This is a genomic window from Micromonospora sp. M61, assembly GCF_018070245.1.
Lineage (GTDB): Bacteria > Actinomycetota > Actinomycetes > Mycobacteriales > Micromonosporaceae > Micromonospora > Micromonospora zamorensis.
This window is the reverse complement of record NZ_JAGPYA010000069.1, coordinates 1-20,426: the sequence shown is the minus strand read 5'-3', so window position 1 is coordinate 20,426 and position 20,426 is coordinate 1. Positions and strand designations below refer to the sequence as shown.

General features: G+C 72.1%; 17 protein-coding genes and 1 pseudogene. 16 read left to right on the top strand and 2 right to left on the bottom strand.

Annotation, left to right across the window (positions count from 1 at the left end):
- The first annotated feature begins 45 nt into the window (after positions 1 to 45).
- Entirely contained in the window at positions 46 to 3,219 is a 3,174-nt protein-coding gene (locus tag KBX34_RS28525; RefSeq protein WP_210928036.1) for a DEAD/DEAH box helicase, read from the top strand.
- A 20-nt stretch (positions 3,220 to 3,239) separates the two neighbouring features.
- A complete protein-coding gene (locus KBX34_RS28520) occupies positions 3,240 to 4,148 on the top strand; it encodes an SWIM zinc finger family protein (protein ID WP_172862081.1) in 909 nt (302 codons plus the stop codon).
- A gap of 4 nt (positions 4,149 to 4,152) precedes the next feature.
- Here the strand turns inward: KBX34_RS28520 and KBX34_RS28515 are convergent, their stop codons facing one another.
- Positions 4,153 to 4,410 carry a DUF3040 domain-containing protein gene (locus KBX34_RS28515; RefSeq protein ID WP_088949542.1) on the bottom strand — a complete coding sequence of 86 codons (258 nt, stop codon included), beginning with the start codon at positions 4,408 to 4,410 and terminating at the stop codon, positions 4,153 to 4,155.
- 431 nt (positions 4,411 to 4,841) lie between these two features.
- Between KBX34_RS28515 and KBX34_RS28510 the strand changes: the two genes are divergently transcribed.
- Genes KBX34_RS28510 through KBX34_RS28490 form a run of 5 tightly spaced genes read left to right on the top strand, consistent with a single transcriptional unit; the run spans position 4,842 to position 11,152 of the window.
- Positions 4,842 to 6,941, top strand: a complete 2,100-nt coding sequence (locus tag KBX34_RS28510) for a DUF1800 domain-containing protein (RefSeq protein ID WP_210928034.1) — start codon at positions 4,842 to 4,844, stop codon at positions 6,939 to 6,941.
- A gap of 8 nt (positions 6,942 to 6,949) precedes the next feature.
- Positions 6,950 to 8,332, top strand: coding sequence for a DUF1501 domain-containing protein (locus KBX34_RS28505; protein ID WP_088949540.1), 1,383 nt, complete (start codon positions 6,950 to 6,952; stop codon positions 8,330 to 8,332).
- Complete coding sequence (locus KBX34_RS28500) at positions 8,329 to 9,747, top strand: ferric reductase-like transmembrane domain-containing protein (RefSeq protein WP_210794717.1); 1,419 nt, start codon at positions 8,329 to 8,331, stop codon at positions 9,745 to 9,747. Before KBX34_RS28505 ends, KBX34_RS28500 begins: the two co-directional genes overlap by 4 nt.
- Before the next feature lie 12 nt (positions 9,748 to 9,759).
- Positions 9,760 to 10,377 carry an FMN-binding protein gene (locus KBX34_RS28495; protein ID WP_141910647.1) on the top strand — a complete coding sequence of 206 codons (618 nt, stop codon included), beginning with the start codon at positions 9,760 to 9,762 and terminating at the stop codon, positions 10,375 to 10,377.
- 49 nt (positions 10,378 to 10,426) lie between these two features.
- A complete protein-coding gene (locus tag KBX34_RS28490) occupies positions 10,427 to 11,152 on the top strand; it encodes an FAD:protein FMN transferase (protein WP_210794789.1) in 726 nt (241 codons plus the stop codon).
- Positions 11,153 to 11,428: 276 nt separating this feature from the next.
- Here the strand turns inward: KBX34_RS28490 and KBX34_RS28485 are convergent, their stop codons facing one another.
- Entirely contained in the window at positions 11,429 to 12,100 is a 672-nt protein-coding gene (locus tag KBX34_RS28485) for a bifunctional DNA primase/polymerase (RefSeq protein ID WP_088949537.1), read from the bottom strand.
- 248 nt (positions 12,101 to 12,348) lie between these two features.
- Between KBX34_RS28485 and KBX34_RS28480 the strand changes: the two genes are divergently transcribed.
- The 9 genes and pseudogenes from KBX34_RS28480 to KBX34_RS28445 form a co-directional block, all read left to right on the top strand.
- Positions 12,349 to 13,578: a helix-turn-helix domain-containing protein gene (locus KBX34_RS28480; protein ID WP_088949536.1), complete on the top strand. Its 1,230-nt coding sequence runs from the start codon at positions 12,349 to 12,351 to the stop codon at positions 13,576 to 13,578.
- 16 nt (positions 13,579 to 13,594) lie between these two features.
- The gene (locus KBX34_RS28475; RefSeq protein ID WP_099856273.1) at positions 13,595 to 14,167 is read left to right on the top strand and encodes a flavoprotein; all 573 of its coding nucleotides are present in this window, start codon (positions 13,595 to 13,597) and stop codon (positions 14,165 to 14,167) included.
- A gap of 82 nt (positions 14,168 to 14,249) precedes the next feature.
- Positions 14,250 to 15,122, top strand: a complete 873-nt coding sequence (locus tag KBX34_RS28470; protein WP_210928032.1) for a Nif3-like dinuclear metal center hexameric protein — start codon at positions 14,250 to 14,252, stop codon at positions 15,120 to 15,122.
- Positions 15,112 to 15,849 carry a zinc ribbon domain-containing protein gene (locus KBX34_RS28465; RefSeq protein ID WP_088949533.1) on the top strand — a complete coding sequence of 246 codons (738 nt, stop codon included), beginning with the start codon at positions 15,112 to 15,114 and terminating at the stop codon, positions 15,847 to 15,849. The genes KBX34_RS28470 and KBX34_RS28465 overlap by 11 nt, the downstream gene beginning before the upstream one ends.
- Positions 15,850 to 15,852: 3 nt before the next feature.
- On the top strand, positions 15,853 to 16,998 hold the full coding sequence (locus tag KBX34_RS28460; RefSeq protein ID WP_141910643.1) for a bifunctional RNase H/acid phosphatase: 1,146 nt from the start codon (positions 15,853 to 15,855) through the stop codon (positions 16,996 to 16,998).
- Positions 16,932 to 17,168: a putative leader peptide gene (locus KBX34_RS34480; protein WP_374223728.1), complete on the top strand. Its 237-nt coding sequence runs from the start codon at positions 16,932 to 16,934 to the stop codon at positions 17,166 to 17,168. Before KBX34_RS28460 ends, KBX34_RS34480 begins: the two co-directional genes overlap by 67 nt.
- A gap of 106 nt (positions 17,169 to 17,274) precedes the next feature.
- Complete coding sequence (locus KBX34_RS28455) at positions 17,275 to 19,731, top strand: M14 family zinc carboxypeptidase (protein ID WP_210928022.1); 2,457 nt, start codon at positions 17,275 to 17,277, stop codon at positions 19,729 to 19,731.
- 237 nt (positions 19,732 to 19,968) lie between these two features.
- Positions 19,969 to 20,211: a DUF3311 domain-containing protein gene (locus KBX34_RS28450; protein ID WP_088949530.1), complete on the top strand. Its 243-nt coding sequence runs from the start codon at positions 19,969 to 19,971 to the stop codon at positions 20,209 to 20,211.
- Positions 20,211 to 20,426, top strand: a pseudogene (locus KBX34_RS28445) (sodium:solute symporter); the annotation flags it as partial. The gene KBX34_RS28450 and the pseudogene KBX34_RS28445, both read left to right, overlap by 1 nt.

Sequence of the window (20,426 nt, the reverse complement as noted above, 5' to 3'; positions counted from 1 at the left end):
AGGGGGCCGCCTATCCTGGGCGCGGGCGGCGACGAGGGGGAGCAGGTGCTGGTCATCCACGGGCTGTGGCTGCCCGGCGACAGCCCAACCGGCGGTCTCGCCGTCTGGGCCGAGGACAGCGCCGCGCCTTCCGCACCGACCCGTTCCGGTCGGTCACCCCGGGAACGCCCGCACCCCTTCGCCGCCGGGCACACCGACCTGGTCGCCGTCCTCGCCGACGCCGCCGAGCCCGCCCGCCCGGACACCGCGCTGCTCACCCTGCCCACCCGGGCCGGCGCGCCGACCGACTCACCCGAGCTGATCCGGACCGCCGTCGCACCCCCGACCCGCGGCCGGCTCACCCTGGCCGGGTGGCGGGTCCCCGTGCTGGTGTACGCCCCGGACGACGCGCTGCCGCTCCTGCGCGCCCTGGACGAACTCCCGGCGGTGCCCGGGGCCACCCTGCGTCACCTCGCCGAGCTGGCCGACTTCGCCGCCGACCTGGTGACCCGTGGCCGTGTCCTCCCCGGCGTCCGCACACCGTCAGCCGCCGAAACGCGGTCGGCCGCCGAAACGCCGTTGGAAGCCGGGGCGCAGGTGCCGGCGCTGGCGGTCTGGCGTCCCCTGCTGACCGGCACCGACGCCGCATGGGCCCGTTCGCTGGCGCTGGCCCTGCCCCCAGCCGCCCGAGCCGTCACCGCCACCGGGACCACCGGCCCGGGCGATGGTGAGCTGACCGCTGCCGACGTGGTCGCGGATGCGCTGGACGCGCTGACCGACGCCGCCGCGCGGGCCGCTCTGGCGACCACCACCCTGGCGCGTGGGCTGCGGCCGGGTGGCCCGGCACCGGCGTGGTTGGCCGCGCTCGCCGGCCCCCGGCGCGACTTCACCGTCGACCCGACCGCGTTGGCCACCCTGCGCGACGAGCTGGACAACTGGCAGCGCGACGCCGCGGGCGGCCCGGTGCGAGCCAGTTTCCGGCTGGTGGAACCGGCCCCCGACGAGGTCACCGAACCGATCCTGGCCACCCGCCCGGCGCCGACCGACGTCGTCCCGGCGTCGGTCGAGCCGACCGGCGGTGGGCGCTGGCGGTTGGAGTTCGGGTTGCAGGCCGCCGACGAACCCGGCCTGCACGTCGACGCCGGGCAGGTCTGGCAGGCGCCGCAGACGCTCGGCGGCCTGGCCGGTCGGACGACCAGCCCGCAGGAGACGCTGCTCGCCGAGCTGGGCCGGGCCAGCCGGCTCTGGCCGGATCTGGACGCCGCGCTGCGGACCGCCGCCCCGGAGGCGATGGACCTCGACGTCGAGGGGGCGCACCGGTTCCTCAGCGAGGGCGCTCCGGTGCTGCACGCGGCCGGTTTCGGGGTGCTGCTGCCGTCCTGGTGGCAGCGCCCGTCGGCGCGGCTCGGCGCCCGGTTGCGTGCCCGCAGTCGCACCGCGCCCGGCACGGTTGGTGGCACCGAAGCCGGCGTCGGTCTGGACGCCCTGGTCGACTACCGCTGGGAGGTCGCCCTCGGTGACCATCCGCTGTCCGCCGACGAGTTGGCGACGCTGGCCGAGTTGAAGACCCCGCTGGTGCGGCTGCGCGGCCGGTGGGTGGAGCTGGACCCGGGGCGGCTCGCCGCCGGTCTGCGCCTGCTCCGTTCCGCGGGTGAGTTGACCGTCGCCGACCTGCTCCGCCTGGGGCTGGCCGACGGCGAGGCCACCGGGGCGCTACCGGTGCTGGAGGTGAGCGCCGACGGGGCGCTCGGCGACCTGCTCGCCGGTGCGGTCGAGCGCCGGCTCACCCCGTTGGATCCGCCGCCGAGCTTCGTGGGAACGCTGCGGCCGTACCAGCAGCGTGGGTTGGCGTGGCTGGCTTTCCTCCGCTCGCTCGGGCTGGGTGGTGTGCTCGCCGACGACATGGGGCTGGGCAAGACCGTCCAACTGCTCGCGCTGCTCGCCGGGGACCCGCCGGAGGCCGGCCCGACCCTGCTGGTCTGTCCGATGTCGCTGGTCGGCAACTGGCAGCGGGAGGCGGCACGGTTCACGCCGACGCTGCGTGTGCACGTACACCATGGGGCGGAGCGGGCGCGGGGGGCGGAGTTCACCGCGGCAGCGCACGGCGCGGACCTGGTTCTCACCACCTACTCGGTGGCGGCCCGCGACGCCGTCGATCTGGCCGGCATCGACTGGCACCGGGTGGTGGTGGACGAGGCGCAGGCCATCAAGAACGCGTCGACCAGGCAGGCCGAGGCGGTCCGCGCGCTCCCCGCCCGGCAGCGGGTGGCGGTGACCGGTACGCCGGTGGAGAACCGGCTCGCCGACTTGTGGTCGATCATGCAGTTCGCCAACCCGGGTCTGCTCGGGCCGGCGGCGACGTTCCGCAAGCGCTTCGCCGAGCCGATCGAGCGGCACGGCGACGCCGAGGCCGCCGAGCGGCTGCGCCGGATCACCGGCCCGTTCGTGTTGCGCCGACTCAAGACCGACTCCTCGATCATCTCGGACCTGCCGGAGAAGCTGGAGATGGAGGTTCTCTGCAACCTCACCGCCGAGCAGGCCGCTCTGTACCGGGTGGTGGTCGACGACATGCTCACCCGGATCGAGACCAGCGACGGCATCGAGCGACGTGGCCTGGTGCTGGCCACCATGACCCGGCTCAAGCAGGTCTGCAACCACCCGGCGCAGTTGCTCCGCGACGGTTCGGCGCTGGAGGGCCGCTCCGGCAAGCTTTCCCGGCTGACCGAGATCGTGGAGGAGGTGCTGGCGGCGGGGGAGCGGGCGTTGCTGTTCACGCAGTACGCCGAGTTCGGGGCGATGCTGCGCGGTCACCTGTCGGCGCGCTTCGGCCGGGAGGTGCTGTTCCTGCACGGCGGCCTCGGTAAGGCGGAGCGGGACGCCATGGTGCAGCGCTTCCAGTCGGCGGACGGTCCACCGCTGTTCGTCCTCTCCCTCAAGGCCGGCGGCACCGGGCTCACCCTGACCGCCGCCAACCACGTGGTGCACGTGGACCGGTGGTGGAACCCGGCGGTGGAGGACCAGGCCACCGACCGGGCGTTCCGGATCGGGCAGCGCCGACGGGTGCAGGTCCGCAAGTTCGTCTGCGCCGGCACCGTGGAGGAGAAGGTCGCCGCGATGATCGCCGACAAGCGTGCCCTCGCTCAGCGGGTGGTGGGCACCGGCGAGCAGTGGATCACCGAGCTGTCCACCGGTCAGTTGCGCGAGCTGTTCGCCCTGGAGGCCGGGGCGGTGGTGGAGTAGTGAGCGAGGGAAGCTCTGGCGTGAGCACCGACAGGTTCGCCGACTACGGCCGCCCTCGCAAGGTCGACGGGGGTCTGCGGGCGCGCAGCGCCCGGGGCGCGATCGGCCGGTCCTGGTGGTCCCGACGTTTCCTGGAGGTGCTGGAGTCGTTCGCGCTCGGCACCCGGTTGACCCGCGGCCGGTCGTACGCGCGGGCCGGTCAGGTGCTCTCGCTCGACATCACACCCGGGCTGGTCAGCGCGGTGGTGCAGGGCTCCCGGCCGCAGCCGTACCAGGTGTCCATCGCGCTGCGGCCGTTCCCGGCGGCGCTCTGGTCCCGAATCGAGGAGGAGTTGGCCGGGCAGGCGTTCTTCAGCGCCCGGCTGCTCGCCGGGGACCTCCCCGACGAGCTGGAGGAGCTGTTCGTCGCCGCTGGCGCGCCGCTCTTCCCGGCCGCCGTGGACGAGCTGACCCAGCGGTGCAACTGCCCCGACTTCGCGGTGCCGTGCAAGCACCTCGCAGCGACGTTCTACCTGCTGGCCGAGGCCTTCGACGCGGACCCGTTCGAGCTGCTGCACTGGCGCGGACGGTCCCGCGCCGAGCTGCTCGCCGAGCTGCGCGCCCGTCGGGTGCAGGCCACCGGCGCCGCCCCACAGCCCCAGCCGGTCCTCGCGGTGTCCGAACCGGACACTGACAAGTCGACAGTGGACGTCGCGGCCCCGGTCGGCGCGGCCCGCGCGCTCGCCGGGCTGTCGACGACGCCGCTACCGGAGGCGGCAGACCGGTTCTGGCTGCCGCCGGTGCCGTTGCCCGATCGTCCGCCGCGACTGGCGACCGGTCCCGACCTGCTGCTACGCCAGCTCGGGGCGCCAGCCCCGGCCATCGGCGGGCCGGGACTGCTCGAACGGCTGCGCCGCGCGTACCGGGCGTTCGGCCCGGGCGAGCGGTGAGCCGTCACGTCCAGCGGCGGCGGAACCGCCACATGATCGCGGCGTTGACCACGAGCACCACCGCGCAGATCGCACCGGTCATCCGACCGGCGAACACGGCGATCGCCGGCAGCGACGCCCACAGCACGATGGTCAACAACATCAGATAGCGGCCCCTGCGGGCCCGGACCCGGTGGTCCAGCCGGGCGAAGAAGGCCGGGTCACTCTCCCGGAGCTGACGGGTGATCTGGTCGAACCTGCGCTGATCCTCTTTGCTGAGCATGGCGCTGCCTTCCCCTCACGCGTTCAGCGGTTCGGCGGCATACCCGCTGCGGTGGCGGCTCACGCTCGACCGCCGCTGCTACTTTTCCTCCACGTGAGGGCACCTCATGTCCGGCTTATCTGAACCTTAAGTTTGTCTGTGGTGGTGAACGGCGCGGAAAGTGTCGCGTACTGCCGTGTGGTCCGTTCCGTGCCCGGCTGCCGCGCGTACGCCCTGCTGGGGAGGTCCGCGCCGGTGCCCGGTCAGACATTGGTCGCCGACGTCGTACTGAGCGCTGTCTTAAGTGCCCTCACGAGGGTGATCGGCCCACCTTGAAGGCACATGGGGCCTTGGTTACCTTGCCGTAGCAACCCCCTCAGGCAACAGTCGCCGCACCTGCCGCACCTGTCCGGTCGCAGCTTCCGGCGCTCATCAGAAATCGGGATTGGTACATGGCCGACCAGAATGTGCCACCACGTCGACCGCGGGACGACCGCGGTTGGGACGGACGCCAGCACCACAACGCGGACGGTTACGGCGACCCCAACACGCCCGCGCCCTACGGGTACGACTCGCCCCACCCCTACCAGGGCGGCTACCCGGCGCAGGCCGACCCGCGCGAGCAGTACGGCGAGGCTTACCCGCCCGCCGGGCACCCCGCCCCCGCCCCGCGCGGGCCGCAGTGGGTCGGCCCGGAAGGGCTCGGACGCCCGGCCCCGGCGCGGCCCGCCGGCAGCGGACTGCCCACCCTGGACGATGACGACGAGCCGGGCCGCAAGGTCGGCCGGCGCAAGGCCATGGTGGCTCTCGGCGGCACCGCCGCCGTCGTCGCCGGTGGTGCGGCGCTCGCCATGACCCCGCAGATCCGCGGCCTCTTCGGTGACGAGGCGGCGGCCGGTGACGCCACCGGCAGCACGGTGACCGACGGCACCGCGGCGCGGCCCAGTGGCCAGCAGCCCAGCACGGTGCGTACCTACACCGAGCAGAACGAAAGCTACATGGGCTCCCGGGCCGGCGAGGCGCTGAAGAAGAACGCGCCGGCCGGTGGACGGAGCTTCTCCGGGCCGGCCGCCGCCGCCGCGGCGACCCAGGTGACAGTGAAGACGGTGCTGGCCAAGGATCCGATCCTGCACCTGGCCCGGCGGACCACCTTCGGGCCGACGCCCGCGGTGATCGCCGACATCAAGAACCAGGGCATCGACGCCTGGATCCGCGCCCAGATGGACCCGGAGAAGATCGCGCCGAGCAAGGCCGAGCTGAAGCTCGCCGAGCTGCCGACCCAGAAGCTCAACGTGCAGCAGTTGCGCACCCAGCGGGACCAGCTCAACGAGCAGGGCGCCCAGCCGGAACGGGAGATGATCGACGCCACCATCGCCCGGCAGATCTGGTCGAAGCGCCAACTGTTCGAGGTGATGGTCGACTTCTGGAACGACTTCCTGCACGTCGCCGCCGACTTCGACGGTGGCGAGGTGTACCGCAACTCGTTCGACCAGGACGTGGTGCGCAAGCACGCGCTGGGCAGCTACCCGGAGATGCTGGTCGCCGCGAACAAGCACCCCGCGCTGCTGATCTACCTGAACCAGAAGGACTCCCGCAAGGACGCGATCAACGAGAACCTCGCCCGGGAGAACCTCGAGCTCTACTCGGTGGGCGTCGACGGCGGCTACAAGGAGCCGGACGTGCGCCAGGCGGCCATGCTCCAGACCGGCCGCGGCATCGACAAGGACGGCAAGTACGTCTTCAAGCCCGAGCAGCACTACGTCGGCAAGGTGAAGATCCTCGGCTTCACCCACGCGAACAACTCGACGGACCCGAAGAAGGCCGACGCGGCGATCGACGCGTACATCACGTACATCGCGCTGCACCCGTCGACCGCGAAGTACGTCGCGCAGAGCCTGGCGACCCGCTTCGTCTCGGACACCCCGCCGAAGTCCCTGGTGGACCGGCTGGCCAAGATCTACATCACCAACAACGGCCTGATCAAGCCCGTGCTGATGGCGATGTTCTGCTCCTCCGAGTTCTGGGCCGGCGTGGGCCAGAAGGTGCGCCGGCCGATGGAGTACCTGGTCGCCACGTACCGCACCCTGGGTGTCTCGCCGGACGCGTCGCCGAAGCACAACAACGGTGACAGCAAGCGCACCCCGTACGCCCGCGGCCTGCGGCAGATCCACGACAAGCTGCGCGAGCTGGGCCACTACCCAATGGGTCATCCCACCCCGGACGGCTACCCGGACGTCTACGTCGCCTGGACGTCGGCCGGCACCATGGTCAACGGCTGGAACGAGGCGGGCGAGGTCCTCGCCGGCTACCGCACCACCTTCACGTACACGGCGCCGGAGAAGCTGGTCGCCAAGCCGCCGGCCACCGCCGGGGCGTACGTGGACGCGCTCTCCCAGCGGCTGGTGGGTCAGAAGCTGAGCACGCGGGAAAAGAATCTGATCCTCGGCGTGGCCGGCGTGCCGGCGACCGCCAAGGTCGACGCCACGTTCAACGGGGCCATCACCGCCGTCGCGCGGGCGATCCTCGCTTCCCCCCAGCACCACCTCCGGTGAGGCACCCGATGGAGAAGACTGTGTACAACTCTTTCCCCCTGCACCCCGAATGCCCCGACGTGCGCCGGCTGGCCGACAACCCGGCCGAGGCGTTGCTGCGCGCGGAGGCGGACATCGTCGCCGCCGAGAACGCCGCGGAGCTCGACCGCTACCGCACCCTGGAGAACCTGGAGGAGGCCCAGCAGGACGGTCGTGGCGTCACCCGGCGTACCTTCGTCGCCGGTGCCGCGGCCACCGCCACCGCCCTGGCCACCGCCCAGTTCGTCACCACATCGGCGTCGTTCGCGGCGACCAAGACGGGCACCCTGATCCACGTCTTCCTCTACGGCGGGCTGGACGGGCTGAGCCTGATCGCACCGGACAACGACCCGGTGCTCGCCAAGGCCCGCCCCGACCTGCTGCTCGGCAACGATTCGCTGGCCCTGGGCCGCGGCTTCAAGCTGACCAGCGCGTTCAAGCCGTTGGAGAAGTGGCTCGGCGCCGGCCAGTTGGGCTTCATCCCGGCGGTCTCGGACGAGCGGCTGTCGCGCAGCCACTTCCAGGCCGCGGACGCCTGCAACCTGGGCGGGCTGCCCAACGAGACCGGCGGTCGCGGTTGGCTGGACGGTCTGGTCGACAACCTGGGCAAGGGCACCGCGTTCCGCAGCGTCGGCATCGGCAGCACCCTGCCCCGCTCGCTGGTCGGCAACAACGGCGCGATCTCGCTGAACAGCATCGGATCGTTGCGGCTCAACGGTGACGAGCGGTTCCGGGCCGCCACCGAGAAGGCCATCAAGGGGCTGTTCACCGGGATCAACCACCCGGTCGAGGAAGCCGTGCAGGAGGGCATGGGCGCGTTGGCCACCGCCCAGAAGCTCGCCGCCAAGCCGTACCAGCCCGTCGAGGGCGTCACGTACGAGGGCGTCGGCAACGCGTTCAAGCAGCTCGCCCAGCTGATCAAGGGCGGCGCCAACGTCCGGGTCGCCACCGTCGGCATGGGTGGCTACGACACCCACGAGAACCAGGGCACCAGTGCGGGCGGCCAACTGCACCGCCGGTTGAACGACCTGGCCAGTGCCATGGCCGCGTTCTTCACCGACCTCGGCCCGCAGGCCGCCGACGTGACGATCATGGTGTCCAGCGAGTTCGGCCGTCGGGTCGGCTCCAACACCGGCGGCACCGACCACGGGCACGGCGGGGTTGTCACAGTGCTGTCCGGCAAGAAGCTGGCCGGCTCGCTGCTCGGCACCTGGAACGGCCTCGACAAGCTGGATTCCGGTGACGTGCCGGAGTACAACAACATGTTCAACGTCTACGGCGCTGTGGCTCAGGGCCGGTTCGGGCTCACGAACGCGGAGGTCGAGAAGGTCTTCCCCCGCCAGAAGTACGCCCCGATGAAGCTGTACGCGTGACGTACCCGCACACCCACGCCGCCGGCCGTCGTACCGGGACCTCGTCCCGGCACGGCGGCCGGTCGGCTGCGCCCGTACCCCCGCAGATCCCGGACCGGCGCGGACCCGGCGGCCGGCGGCTGCTGGGCGTGCTGCTCCTGGTCGGCCTGGTCGCCAGCGTGCTGCCGTGGTGGCTGGGCACGTCCGCCGGCTCGTTGAAGACCACTGCGGCGACCGTCACGGCGGCGGGCCGAATCTCGGGTCTGATCGCCGGCTACCTGCTGCTGGTGCAGGTGCTGATGATGAGCCGACTGCCGGTGCTGGAACGGTGGATCGGCGGCGAGCAGACGGCCCGCTGGCACCGGGACATCGGTGCCACCCTGCTGGTCACCGTGCTGGCGCACGTGTCGCTGATCCTCGTCGGCTACGCCGACCTGCGTAAGCAGTCGGTCTTCGCCGAGGTCGGCACGTTGCTCGGCGAGTACGAGGACATGGTCTCGGCGTTCGTCGCCGCCGGCATCATGATGCTGGTCGGGTTCAGCAGCATCCGGGCGATCCGGCGGGCGTTGCCCTACGAGATGTGGCACCTGCTGCACCTGTCCAGCTATCTGGTGCTGCTGCTCGGCTTCGGCCACCAGTTCACCCACGGCGCGCAGCTGTACCGGCCCGGCCCGGTGCGCACCGGCTGGATCGCGCTCTACCTGCTGGTGGTCGCCGCCCTGCTCTGGGGTCGCGTGATCGCGCCGCTGGCGTTCAACCTGCGCTACAAGCTGCGGGTCGCCGACGTGGTCGCCGAGAGCCCGGACACCATTTCCGTCTACCTCACCGGGGAGCGGCTCGGCCGGCTGGCGATGCTCGGCGGCCAGCATTTCCGGTGGCGGTTCCTCACCCGGGGCTGCTGGTGGCAGTCGCACCCGTTCTCCGTCTCGGCCGCCACCAACGGCCGCTGGCTGCGGATCACCGTCAAGGTGGTCGGCACCCACACCGCCGACCTGCGCGACCTGGAGCCGGGCACCCGGGTCTGGGCCGAAGGCCCCTCGGGCACCTTCACCGCCGCGCACCGGGTCCGCGAACGGGCCCTGCTGATCGCCGGCGGCAGCGGCATCACCCCCATCCGGGCGATGCTGGAGGAGCTGCCTCCGGGTGCGGCCCTGATCTACCGCGCGAGTACCCCGGCCGACGTGCTGCTCAGCCGTGAGCTGGACTGGCTGGCCCAGGAGCGGGACACCTCCGTCTGGTACGTCATCGGCTCCCGTGACGACCCCGGCCCCCGTCAGTTGATGAGCCCGGACGGGTTGCGTCAGCTGGTGCCCGACGTGGCCCGGCGCGACGTCTACCTGTGCGGGCCACCCGGGCTGGTGGAACAGTCGGTGCGCGCGCTGCGCCGAGCCGGCGTGCCCCGACGGCAGATCCACCTGGCCACGTTCGAGTTGTAGGAGAGGCATCCCATGCGTCGCGCGTTCCTCGCGATCACCGGTCTGGCCGCCAGCACCACCGCGCTGGTGGTGTTCAAGGGCTCGACGAGCGCCACCCCGGTCGCCCAGAACCTGCCGACCGCCCAGCCGGTCAACCCCGCCGGGCCGGGCACCGATCCCAGCGCCGCCCCGGACGCACCGGGTGCCGACCCGGCGGGCGTAGCGCCGACGTCATCAGCCAGCGCGGGGCCGTCGACGTCGCCCAAACCCGGCAAGACCACCGCCCGCCCATCTGCCACCAAGACGACGAAGGCCCCCAGCGCCCCGCGGACCACCACCAAGGCGCCCCAGTCGACCACCCGCCGGGTCACCGGCGCCGGCTTCGACGCGAAGGACGGCAGCGAGAACTACGGGTACGTGCAGGTGCAGATCGTGGTCTCCGGTAACCGGATCGTCGAGGCCGTCGCACTGTCGCTGCCCACCGGGGGTGAGTCCGACATCCACAGCGGCGACGTCAGCAACCGCTACGACGGCACCGGCGGCGAGGTGGTGCAGAAGCAGAGCGCCAACCTCAACACCGTCTCCGGCGCCACCGAGACCAGCAACGCCTACAAGCAGTCCCTGCGGTCCGCTATCGAGCAGGCATTCTGACGTGCCGGCCGCGCTGACCCGACCCGGGCTGTGCCGGGTCGAACAGATCATGGGTACGGCGATCACCCTGGATCTCGCCGACGACCTGCCACCGGCGGCACTGCGCGAGCTTGCGGACGAGGTCTTCGCCTGGATGCGTGAGGTGGACGCCCGGTTCAGCACCTACAAGCCGGACAGCGAGGTGTGCCGCTTCGACCGGGGTGAGGTGCTGCTCTCCGAGGCGTCCGCGGATCTGCGGTTCGTGCTGGAGGCCTGCGCCGACCTGTGGGGCGCCACCGACGGGTTCTTCGACGCGTACGCCACCGGGCGGCTCGACCCGTCCGGCTTCGTCAAGGGTTGGGCGGCCCAGGTCGCCTCGGATCGCCTGCTCGCCGCCGGTGCCGCGAACCACTGCGTGAACGCCGGCGGTGACGTGCGCGTACGCGGGCTCTCGCCGTCGGGGGAGCCGTGGCGGATCGGCATCCGGCACCCGTGGGACGCGATGTCGACCTGCCTGGTGCTCACCGGGACCGACCTGGCCGTGGCGACGTCCGGCGTGTACGAGAGGGGCCGGCACGTGCTGGACCCGCGCCGGGGCGCGCCGGCCAGCGGGTTGCGCTCGGTGACCGTGGTCGGCACCGACCTGGGGGTGGCCGACGCGTACGCCACCGCCGCCCTGGCCATGGGGACCACCGGTCTGGGCTGGCTGGACCGTCTGGACGACGACCACACCCACGCCGTCGTCACCGACGACGGCCGCCAGTACTACTCCGCCGCCATCCCGCTGACCGACTAGACGTGGGCCCTAGCGGACCGGGCGGTGGGTGCCAGCCGGGCGGGACCCGGTGGGGCGTGGGCGGCCGGGGCGCGAGCCGGACGGTCGGGTGCCGGCCCAGCGGTGTCGTGGGTGGTTGCGCCGGGGCGGCTCGGTGCCGCCGGGATGAGAGGCTCTGTCGTCCGTGGACATCGTTCCCCCGTTCGTGGCGCGCGTTCGCGCCGTCCCCCTGTCAACGAGGACCGGCGCTCCGGCGACGCTGTCGGGCACCGGATGGAATCGTCGACCGGGCCTGTTTCACATGCCTCGTCGGGGCAGGGGCAGGTGACCGGGGAGCAGGTCGGGGGTGAGCGTCACCCCGGTGGCACGCAGCGCCCCGATCAACGTGTTCTGCACGAGGTACGAGTCCGGGAGTTGCCAGCGGGCCTGCTCGGGGGCGACCGCCCAGCGGACAGTGCCCTCGGGCAGCCGGGTCGGCGGCGCGGGGATCCACGAGCCCGGGCCGTGCCGGACCACGTGGAAGCAGTGCTCCAGCTCCGGTCGGAGCGGGTCGCCGGGGCGGACCAGGAACATCCACCGCCCGGTGGGAGTGACCAGCACCGGCCCGCGTACGCCGGTGCCGGCGGGGTGGATCTGCACCGCGTCGAGCACGTGCCGGCCGAGGTGGGCGGGCACCTCCAGCACGTCGAAGGCCCGGCCCGTGGGCAGCAGCACCCCGTGCGGGCGGCTGCGCCACCAGGTCGCCACCCGGGCCGGGTCGGCGCTGGCAGCCAGCTCCCAGTTCTCCAGGGCGGGGTGGCAGCCCACTGTGGGACAGCCGGCCCGGCCGCAGACGAAGCGACTGCGGGCCAGGCAGGCACCCGGGGTCACCTCCCAGCCGTGTGCGGCGTACCGCATGGCGACCCGGCGCAGCCGGACCCGTTCCAGCGGCGACAGTTCGGCCACGCGCGGTGCGACATTTCCCCACATGTGTGCCATCTCCCCTCTTCTGGCCCGGCGGTCGCCAGGTCGCATGTCGAGCACCGTCACTGCCGTAACCCACGATCGTTGAGGTTGACGAACGGCTCGTGCAACTTGCACGAAAAGTACGAGGACTGGCTGTACGGCTGACGTACATCGTGTGCGACCAGCGAAAACCTGAAAGTGAACGACGGTCGCCGCACCCGCGGACATCGCCTCGACTCAATGGGTCCTGGGCGGCAGGGGAGGATGGGCAGATGGACGAGCTACCCATAGGACGGCGAGTGGCCTACTGGCGGGGGCGACGCAAGATGTCGCAGCAGGTCTTCGCCGACCGGCTCGGCAAGTCCAAGAGCTGGGTGGACAAGGTCGAACGCGGCGTCCGTCGACTGGACAAGTTCTCCGTCCTGTACGAGATCGCCGACATCCTCCAGGTGGACGTCCAACTGCTCATGGGCAAGGACCCGGAGCGCCGCACCGACGCGCTGAACTGCATCGACCAGATCGAGGTGCAGGAGATCCGGGCGGCGCTGGAACGCTACGACTCGATGAGCGCGTACTTCGACGCGGCGCCCTCCCCGCCGCCGCTGGACGACATGCGCAAGGCCGTCAACCACGCGTGGCTCACCTACCAGTACGGCCGCTACGGGATGCTCACCCGGGCGCTGCCCAAGCTGCTGCGCGACGCACAGGCGGCCGACGCCGCGTACGGCGGTGAGCGGGCCCCCGAGGCGGCCCACCTGCTCGGGCAGGTCTACCAGATCGCCTCGTCGGTGCTGCGCAAGCTCGGCGAGTGTGAGCTGGCCTGGCTGGCCGCCGACCGGTCGATGGCGGTGGCCCAGCGGGCCAACGACCCGCTGCTGGCCGGGATCGCCACCACCCGCGTGTGCGCCGCCCTGGTCGCGATGGGCCGGGCTCGTCCCGCGCTGGAGTTGAACGTCCAGATCGCCAACCGGCTGGCTCCGGGCGGCAGCAACGAGGTCTCCCCGGCCCGGCTGTCCGTCTACGGGATGCTGCTGCTCCAGGGTGCGATGGCGGCCTCCCGCATCGGTGACACGGCCAGCGTCGACGACCTGATCAACTGCGCGCAGGAGGCCGCCATCCTGCTCGGCGGCGACCACAACCACTACTGGACGTCGTTCGGCCCGACGAATGTCGAGCTGCACCGGGCCGCCGCCGCTGTGGAGCTGGGCGACGGCGGTCGGGCCGTGGAGGTGCACCAGCTGCGCATCGCCGAGCCCTCCTTCAACGCGCTGCTGCCCGAACGTCGCGCCCACCACCTGCTCGACATCGCCCGCGGGTACGCCCAGATCGGCGACGTGGCGAACGCCGGCGAGATGCTGCTGCTCGGTGATCGACTCGCTCCGTCCGAGATCCGTTGCCGTCCGATCGCGCACGAGGTGATGTCGGACATCCTGCGTCGCACACGTGGTGCGCCGCCTTCTCCGGTAGCGGAGTTGGCTGAGCACATGGGAGTAGGGGTATGAGCGCGGAGCCGGCTTGATGGCCGGCCCACCGTGCACCAGCGGGCACCGCGAGGTGCTCTACGTCATCGCCTGCGGTTCGCCGTTGGCACGGCACGTCGGCCGTCTGGTCGACCTTGCCCAGCAGGATGGTTGGGACGTCTGCGTGGTCACCACGCCGGACGGCGCGAAGTTCGTCGACCAGTCGGCACTGGTTCGGCAGACCGGCCACCCGGTGCGGACGCACTACAAGAATCCCGGTGACCCGGACGTGCTGCCGCCCGCCGACGCCATGATCGTCTGCCCGGCCACCGTCAACACGGTCAACAAATGGGCGGCCGGGATCACCGACACCCTCGCGCTCGGCCTGCTGATCGAGGCGCAGGGCAAGGGCGTCCCCATCGTGGCGGTGCCCTACACCAATGCGGCGATGGCCTCCCACCCGGCGTTTCGGGCCGGGGTGGCCCGGCTGGCCGAGTGGGGTGTCACGGTGCTCTTCGGTGATCACGTGATCGCCCTGCACCCGCCGGGGACGGGGGAGCAGCACCTGCCCGCCTTCCCGTGGGCGAAGCCGCTGGCCGCGCTGCGCGCCGTCTCGGTGACCGCCGCCTAGCGTTCCCGGCAGGGCTCCCACTCGGCGCGGCCGGGCCGGGCGTCGCCGCCCCGCGGTCCCCGCGCCGGTAAGCTGGGCCGCCGTGAGCACAAGCGGATCCGCGCCGACGGTGACCGAGGTCGTGGCCGAGCTGGAACGGCGCTATCCGCCGGTCTGGGCCGAAGAGTGGGACCGGGTGGGCCTGGTGCTTGGTGAGCCGTCCGCCCCGGTGCGCCGGGTGCTCTGCGTCGTCGACGTGGTGCCCGAGACGGTCGCCGAGGCGCTGGCCGCCGACGCCGACATGATCGTCGCGCATCACCCCCTGCTGCTGCGCGGGGTCTCGTCGGTCGCCCCGACGACCTTCAAGGGGCGGATCATCCACCAGCTGATCCGGGCCGGGGTGGCGCTCTACGCGGCGCACACCAACGCCGACGTCGCCTCCCCGGGCGTCTCGGACGCCCTCGCTGCCCGGTTCGGGCTGACCGGGCTGCGACCGCTGCTGCGGCCCGCGCCCGGCTCGCCCGCCCACGGCGACGACCGGGGCTTCGGGCGGATCGGCGAGCTGCCCCACCCGATGACCCTCGCCGAGCTGACCCGGCACGCCGCCGCCGTGCTTCCCGTCACGTCCTGGGGAGTTCGCGCCGCGGGGGATCCCGGGCGTATGGTTCGTACCCTCGCCGTCAGCGGCGGGTCGGGGGACAGCTTCCTCGGCGCCGCGACCGCCGCCGGGGTGGACGCCTTCCTCACCGCCGACCTGCGGCACCACCCGGCCGGCGAGCACCTCGCCGCCGATGGTCCCGCCCTGATCGACGCCGCCCACTGGGCGACCGAACGACCGTGGCTGGACGACCTGGCCGCCCTCCTCCGGGAGGCGCTGGGCGTCGAGACGCTGGTGTCCGACCTGGACACCGACCCGTGGACCGTGCACGCCGCCGCACCCGTTGTGGACGACAAGGAGCCCGACCGTGAAGGCTGACCCTCAGGTGCAGCGCCGCCTGCTCGACCTCCAGGCGATCGACACCAACCTCGCCCAGCTCGCCCACCGCCGGCGGACGCTGCCCGAGCGGGCCGAGCTGGAGTCGCTGGCCCGGGAGTTGTCGTCGCTGGAGGACGAGCGGGTCCGCGCCCAGGTGGCGGTCGACGACCTCGACCGGGACATCGCCCGGCTGGAGAAGGACGTCGAGCAGGTCCGGGTCCGTAAGCAGAAGGACGAGAACCGGCTGGCCGCCGGCACCGGCCCGGCCCGGGAGCTGGAGGCCCTCCAGCACGAGCTGGTCTCGCTGAACCGGCGCCAGGGTGACCTGGAGGACGCCGAGCTGGAGCTGATGGAGCAGCGGGAGACCGCGCAGGGCGTACTGGACGGCGTGGAGCAGCGGCTGGCCGACACCCGCGACAAGCGGGCCGCCACCGAGCAGCGCCGCGACGAGGCGATGGCCGAGATCGCGAAGGAGGAGGAGTTCAAGCGCGGGGCCCGTCAGCCACTCGCCGCTGACCTCCCGAGCGACCTGGTCAACCTCTACGACAAGATCCGCGCGGACACCGGGCTGGGTGCCGCCCTGCTCACCGCGGGCCGCTGCGGCGGGTGCCGGTTGGATATCTCCGGCGCCGACCTGGCCCGCATCCGCAAGGCCGCCCCGGACGACGTGGTCCGCTGCGAGGACTGCCGGCGGATCATGGTCCGCACCAACGAGTCGGGTCTGTAGGTCGTGGCACCGCGGGTGGTCAGCGTCGAGGCCGACGGCGGGTCCCGGGGCAATCCCGGCCCCGCCGGCTACGGCGCGGTGGTGCGTGACGCGGAGACCGGCGAGGTGCTCGCCGAGCGCTCCGAGTCGCTCGGCACGGCGACCAACAACGTCGCCGAGTACCAGGGGCTGATCGCCGGGCTGACCGCCGCCGCCGAGCTGGGCGCCGCCGAGGTGGACGTCCGGATGGACTCCAAGCTGGTGGTCGAGCAGATGTGCGGCCGGTGGCAGATCAAGCACCCCGGCCTGCGGCCCCTCGCCGCCAAGGCGGCCGGGCTGGTGGGCCGCTTCGCCGCGGTCCGGTTCGCCTGGATCCCCCGCGAGCAGAACCGGCACGCCGACGCGCTCGCCAACGCCGCCATGGACGCCGCCGCCGGCCGGCCCCCGTCGGCCCCGAAGACGGGCCAGCCGCCGGCGACGCCCGCGACCGGCAGTGACCCGGCCACAGCGCCGGCGTCCTGGGAGCCCCGGCCGAGCTTCACGGCCACCCGGCTCATCCTGGTCCGGCACGGCGAGACCGAGTACACCGAGCAGCGGCGCTACTCCGGCCGCGGCGACGTGCCGCTCTCCGAGAAGGGCCGCGCCCAGGTCCGCGCCACCGGCGCCCGGGTGGCCGAGCTGGCCCCGTCCGTCGGGGCCGTGCTCAGCTCACCGCTGTCCCGGTGTACGGCCACCGCGGCGTCGATCGCCGAAGCGCTCGGCGGCGACGTGCCGGTGCGCACCGAGGACGACCTGATCGAGTGCGACTTCGGCCAGTGGGAGGGTCGCACCTTCACCGAGGTCCGCGAGCGGTGGCCGGGGGAGATGGACGCCTGGCTCGCCTCACCCCGGATCGCCCCGCCGGGCGGCGAGTCGTTCACCCACGTCGCCGAACGCGCGCACCGCGTCGTCACCGGGCTGCTCACCGCGTACCCCGGGGAGACCGTGGTGGTCGTCTCGCACGTCTCGCCGATCAAGCTGATGCTGCGCGACGCGCTCGCCGCTGGCGACGGGTTCCTGCACCGGCTCTTCCTGGACGCGGCCGGCATCTCGGTGCTCGACATGTGGCCCGACGGCGGCGTCGCCGTCCGTACGGTCAACGACACCGCCCACCTCGCGAAGATCGATTAGTTCCCATCTGTCGGGAGGGTTCCGGGTCGAGGGCCCGAACCTGTGGGGAACCTGTTGACAGTGGATGGACCCCGCTTCAAGATCGGTTCGTGCGAAGCGTTCACCTGACGAAGCGGGGTCACATCGACCTCCTGCGCGTCGCCAGCGCGGCCTGTCGACGCTCCCTCTGACGCCGGGTTCCTCCCTCCCTCGCACGCTGCAGGCGTTTCCCATCCCCGCTGGTCTCCGGCCCGGCGGCGCGTTCGCCTGCGCGTACCCTCCGACAGGAGATCCGTCATGCTGTCCGCAAGACCTCTCGCCCGCCTCACCGCGACCGCGGTGAGCACCGCGCTGCTCGCGACGATGGCCCTGACCGGGCCGGTGTCCGCCAGCGCGCTGCCCACGGTGCCGTCGGTCCCCGTCGACCTCTCCGACGTCCGGGGCTATCCCCGGCAGAGCACCCTCCCGGTCTGGCCGGACAACCCGGCCGACGCTTCCATTCCGATCGGCGTGATTCCGTACGACGAGATCGCACCGAAGCTGAACGCGCTCCAGCGGGCCAGCGACCGGGTCTCCGCCCGGGTCGCGGGGAAGTCCGCTGGCGGTTACGACCTGTACGCGGTCACCGTGACCGCGCCGGAGAGTCGCGCCGAGGCGCGGCAGCAGGAGACCTGGAAACGGCTCATCGAGGACGAACCCTCCCGGGCGCAGCGGGACCGCAGGCTGCTCGCCGGCTACAAGACCCCGCTCTTCGTCAACGCCAACATCCACGGCAACGAGTGGGAGGGCACCGACGCGGCGCTGCGGGTCATCGAGGAGTTCGCCACCGACCGCAGCCCGGAGGTCGCCGAGCTGCTGCGGCGCAACCGGCTGGTCTTCAACATCACGTCGAACCCGGACGGTCGGGTTGCCGGCACCCGGGCCAACTCGGCCGGCTACGACCTCAACCGCGACCTGACCATCGTCGCGCAGCCCGAGACCAACCTCATCCGTGACCTGATCATCGACACCAAGCCGATCATCACGCTGGACCTGCACGGGTACGTCAACCCGACCCTGCTGCACCCCAGCACCCCGCCGCACAACGTCAACAACGAGTACGACCTGTACATCAAGCACGGCCTGCCCAACGCGTTGGCGATCGAGGAGGACCTGCGCGGTCTCGGGTATGCCGAGACCCAGCGGGCCAGGATCCCCTTCCGCGACGACGAACCGGGCGTCTGGGACGACTTCCCGCCGATCTACGTGCCGTCCTTCGCCATGTTGCAGAGCAGCATCCCGTACACGATCGAAGCCCCGCTGAACCCGCGCGGCAGCACGCTCACCCCCGCCGAACGGGTCCGTCGCTCCGGTATCAACACCGACGTGCACGAGGTGGCCATCCGCACCTCGCTGCGCTACATCCAGGACCACCGGGCCGAGGTGCTGCACGACCAGGCCGAGGTCTACCGGCGGGGCCTGGCCGGTGAGCCGCTGCGCGACATCCCCGACGGCTATGTGCCGGGCTGGGGTCCGGAAGACAACTACAACACCACCTTCCCCCGGGCGTACGTCATCCCGAGCGGCGCCGGGCAGCGCTCCGAGCCGGCCGCGGCCCGCCTGGTCGACCTGCTGATCGACAGCGGTGGCCGGGTGTGGCGGGCGAAGACGAACTTCACCGCTGGCGGCAACCGCTACCAGGCCGGCTCGTACGTCGTTGACCTGCACCAACCCAAGCGCGGCCTGGTCAACTCGCTGCTCGAACCGGGTGCCGACATCACCGACCGGGTGAACGACCTGTACGCGGGCCCGGCGGCCTGGAGCCAGGGGCTCACCTGGGGCGCCACTGTGGACACCGTGTGGGACAACCTGCCCCGGGTACGCCTGGAGCGGACCTACGACGGGCGGGCCAAGGGCACTCTGCCCGCCGGTCGGTCCGACCTGCGCCTGGACCTGCGCGACGCGGCCGACCTGCTGGCCGCGAACTCGCTGCTAGCGAAGGGCGTCGAGGTCCACCGGCTCGCGGACGGGTCGGTGGTCGTCCCCGGCACCCCGGCCAACCGGAAGCTGGCCGCTGCCGAGGTTCGCGCCCACGCGGTCAGCTTCGAACGCGCGCCGGCCCGTTGGCAGGGAACCCTGCTGGACCGGGTCGTGGTCGGCTATCTCGGTACGGTCGAGGAGCGGGACACCCTCGCCGACCTCGGTTTCGAGGGCCGGGAGCTGACCGCCGCGACGTTGGTCGGCACGCTGACCGATGACGTCGACGTGCTGCTGGTCGCCAACAACGTCAACCTGGCGACCCTGACCGCCGAGAACCGGGCGGCCCTGGACCGGTTCCTTGCCCGGGGCGGCGGCGTGGTCGGCCTGGGCACCGCCGGGGCGTCCCTCAGCAACGCCGCAGGGCTGCTGACCGTGACCGCCACCGCGGCGCCGAGCCTGGCGAGTGGGGTGGCCAACATCGTCAACAACGGGGGACCGGTCACCACCTCCGCCATCCCGCACGCGTTCATCAGCCAGCCCGTCTGGTTCACCGACCTGGGCGCAGGCGTCGAGGTCGACCAGTCGTACGCTGCCGACCCGCTGCTCTCCGGATGGTGGGCCACCGACGGCGCCAACGGGCAGGTGGCGGCGGCCAACCAGGCCAGCATCGTGCGGGGCGTCTCCGCTGCCGGAAACGGCGTGGTGCTGTTCGGCACCGACCCGACGTTCCGCCTGCACCCGAAGGGTTTGCAGTCGCAGCTCGGCCGGGCCGTGCTCTGGGCGGCACAGCGGTGACCCCGACCGGGTGAGCCGACGATCGGCAGATGTGTGGGGCCCGGGTGCCGTCGGCACCCGGGCCCCACGCCGTCGTCGGCCAGACCCGCTCATCCGTCAGATCACCTGGGCCGCCGTTCGGCGCAGCCGGTCGGCCGTTCGGCGCAGCACCTTCCGGGCGGGTCGGGTGACCGCCGTCACAGAGTCGTAGCCTCCGGCCGTTACATCGAGAGCCACGACTCCCCGGAGGTGTGTCAGATGGCTGCACCGGAACCGGAGGCGCCGACCACGGCGCCAACCAGGGCGAAGGACCACAGTCCCTGGAACTGGTTGCTCTTCATTCCCATCGTGGTGCCGCTGATCCCGGTCTTCTTCAATGGCGACTCGCCCCGGGTCTTCGGCTTCCCACGCTTCTACTGGCTGCAACTGGCGTTCATCCTGCTGGGCGTCAGCACCACGACGCTGGTCTATCAGATGACGAAGAAGCGGGGGGACCGCTGATGTGGCGTGACCATCTCACCGAGATCATCGTCTTCTCGTTCCTCTTCCTGCTGGTGAGCGTGATGGGCTTCGTGGCCGCGCGCTGGCGGGCACCGAAGGACATGGCGCACCTGGACGAGTGGGGGTTGGGCGGTCGCAGCTTCGGCGGCTGGATCACCTGGTTCCTCGTCGGCGGTGACCTCTACACGGCGTACACGTTCGTGGCGGTGCCGGCG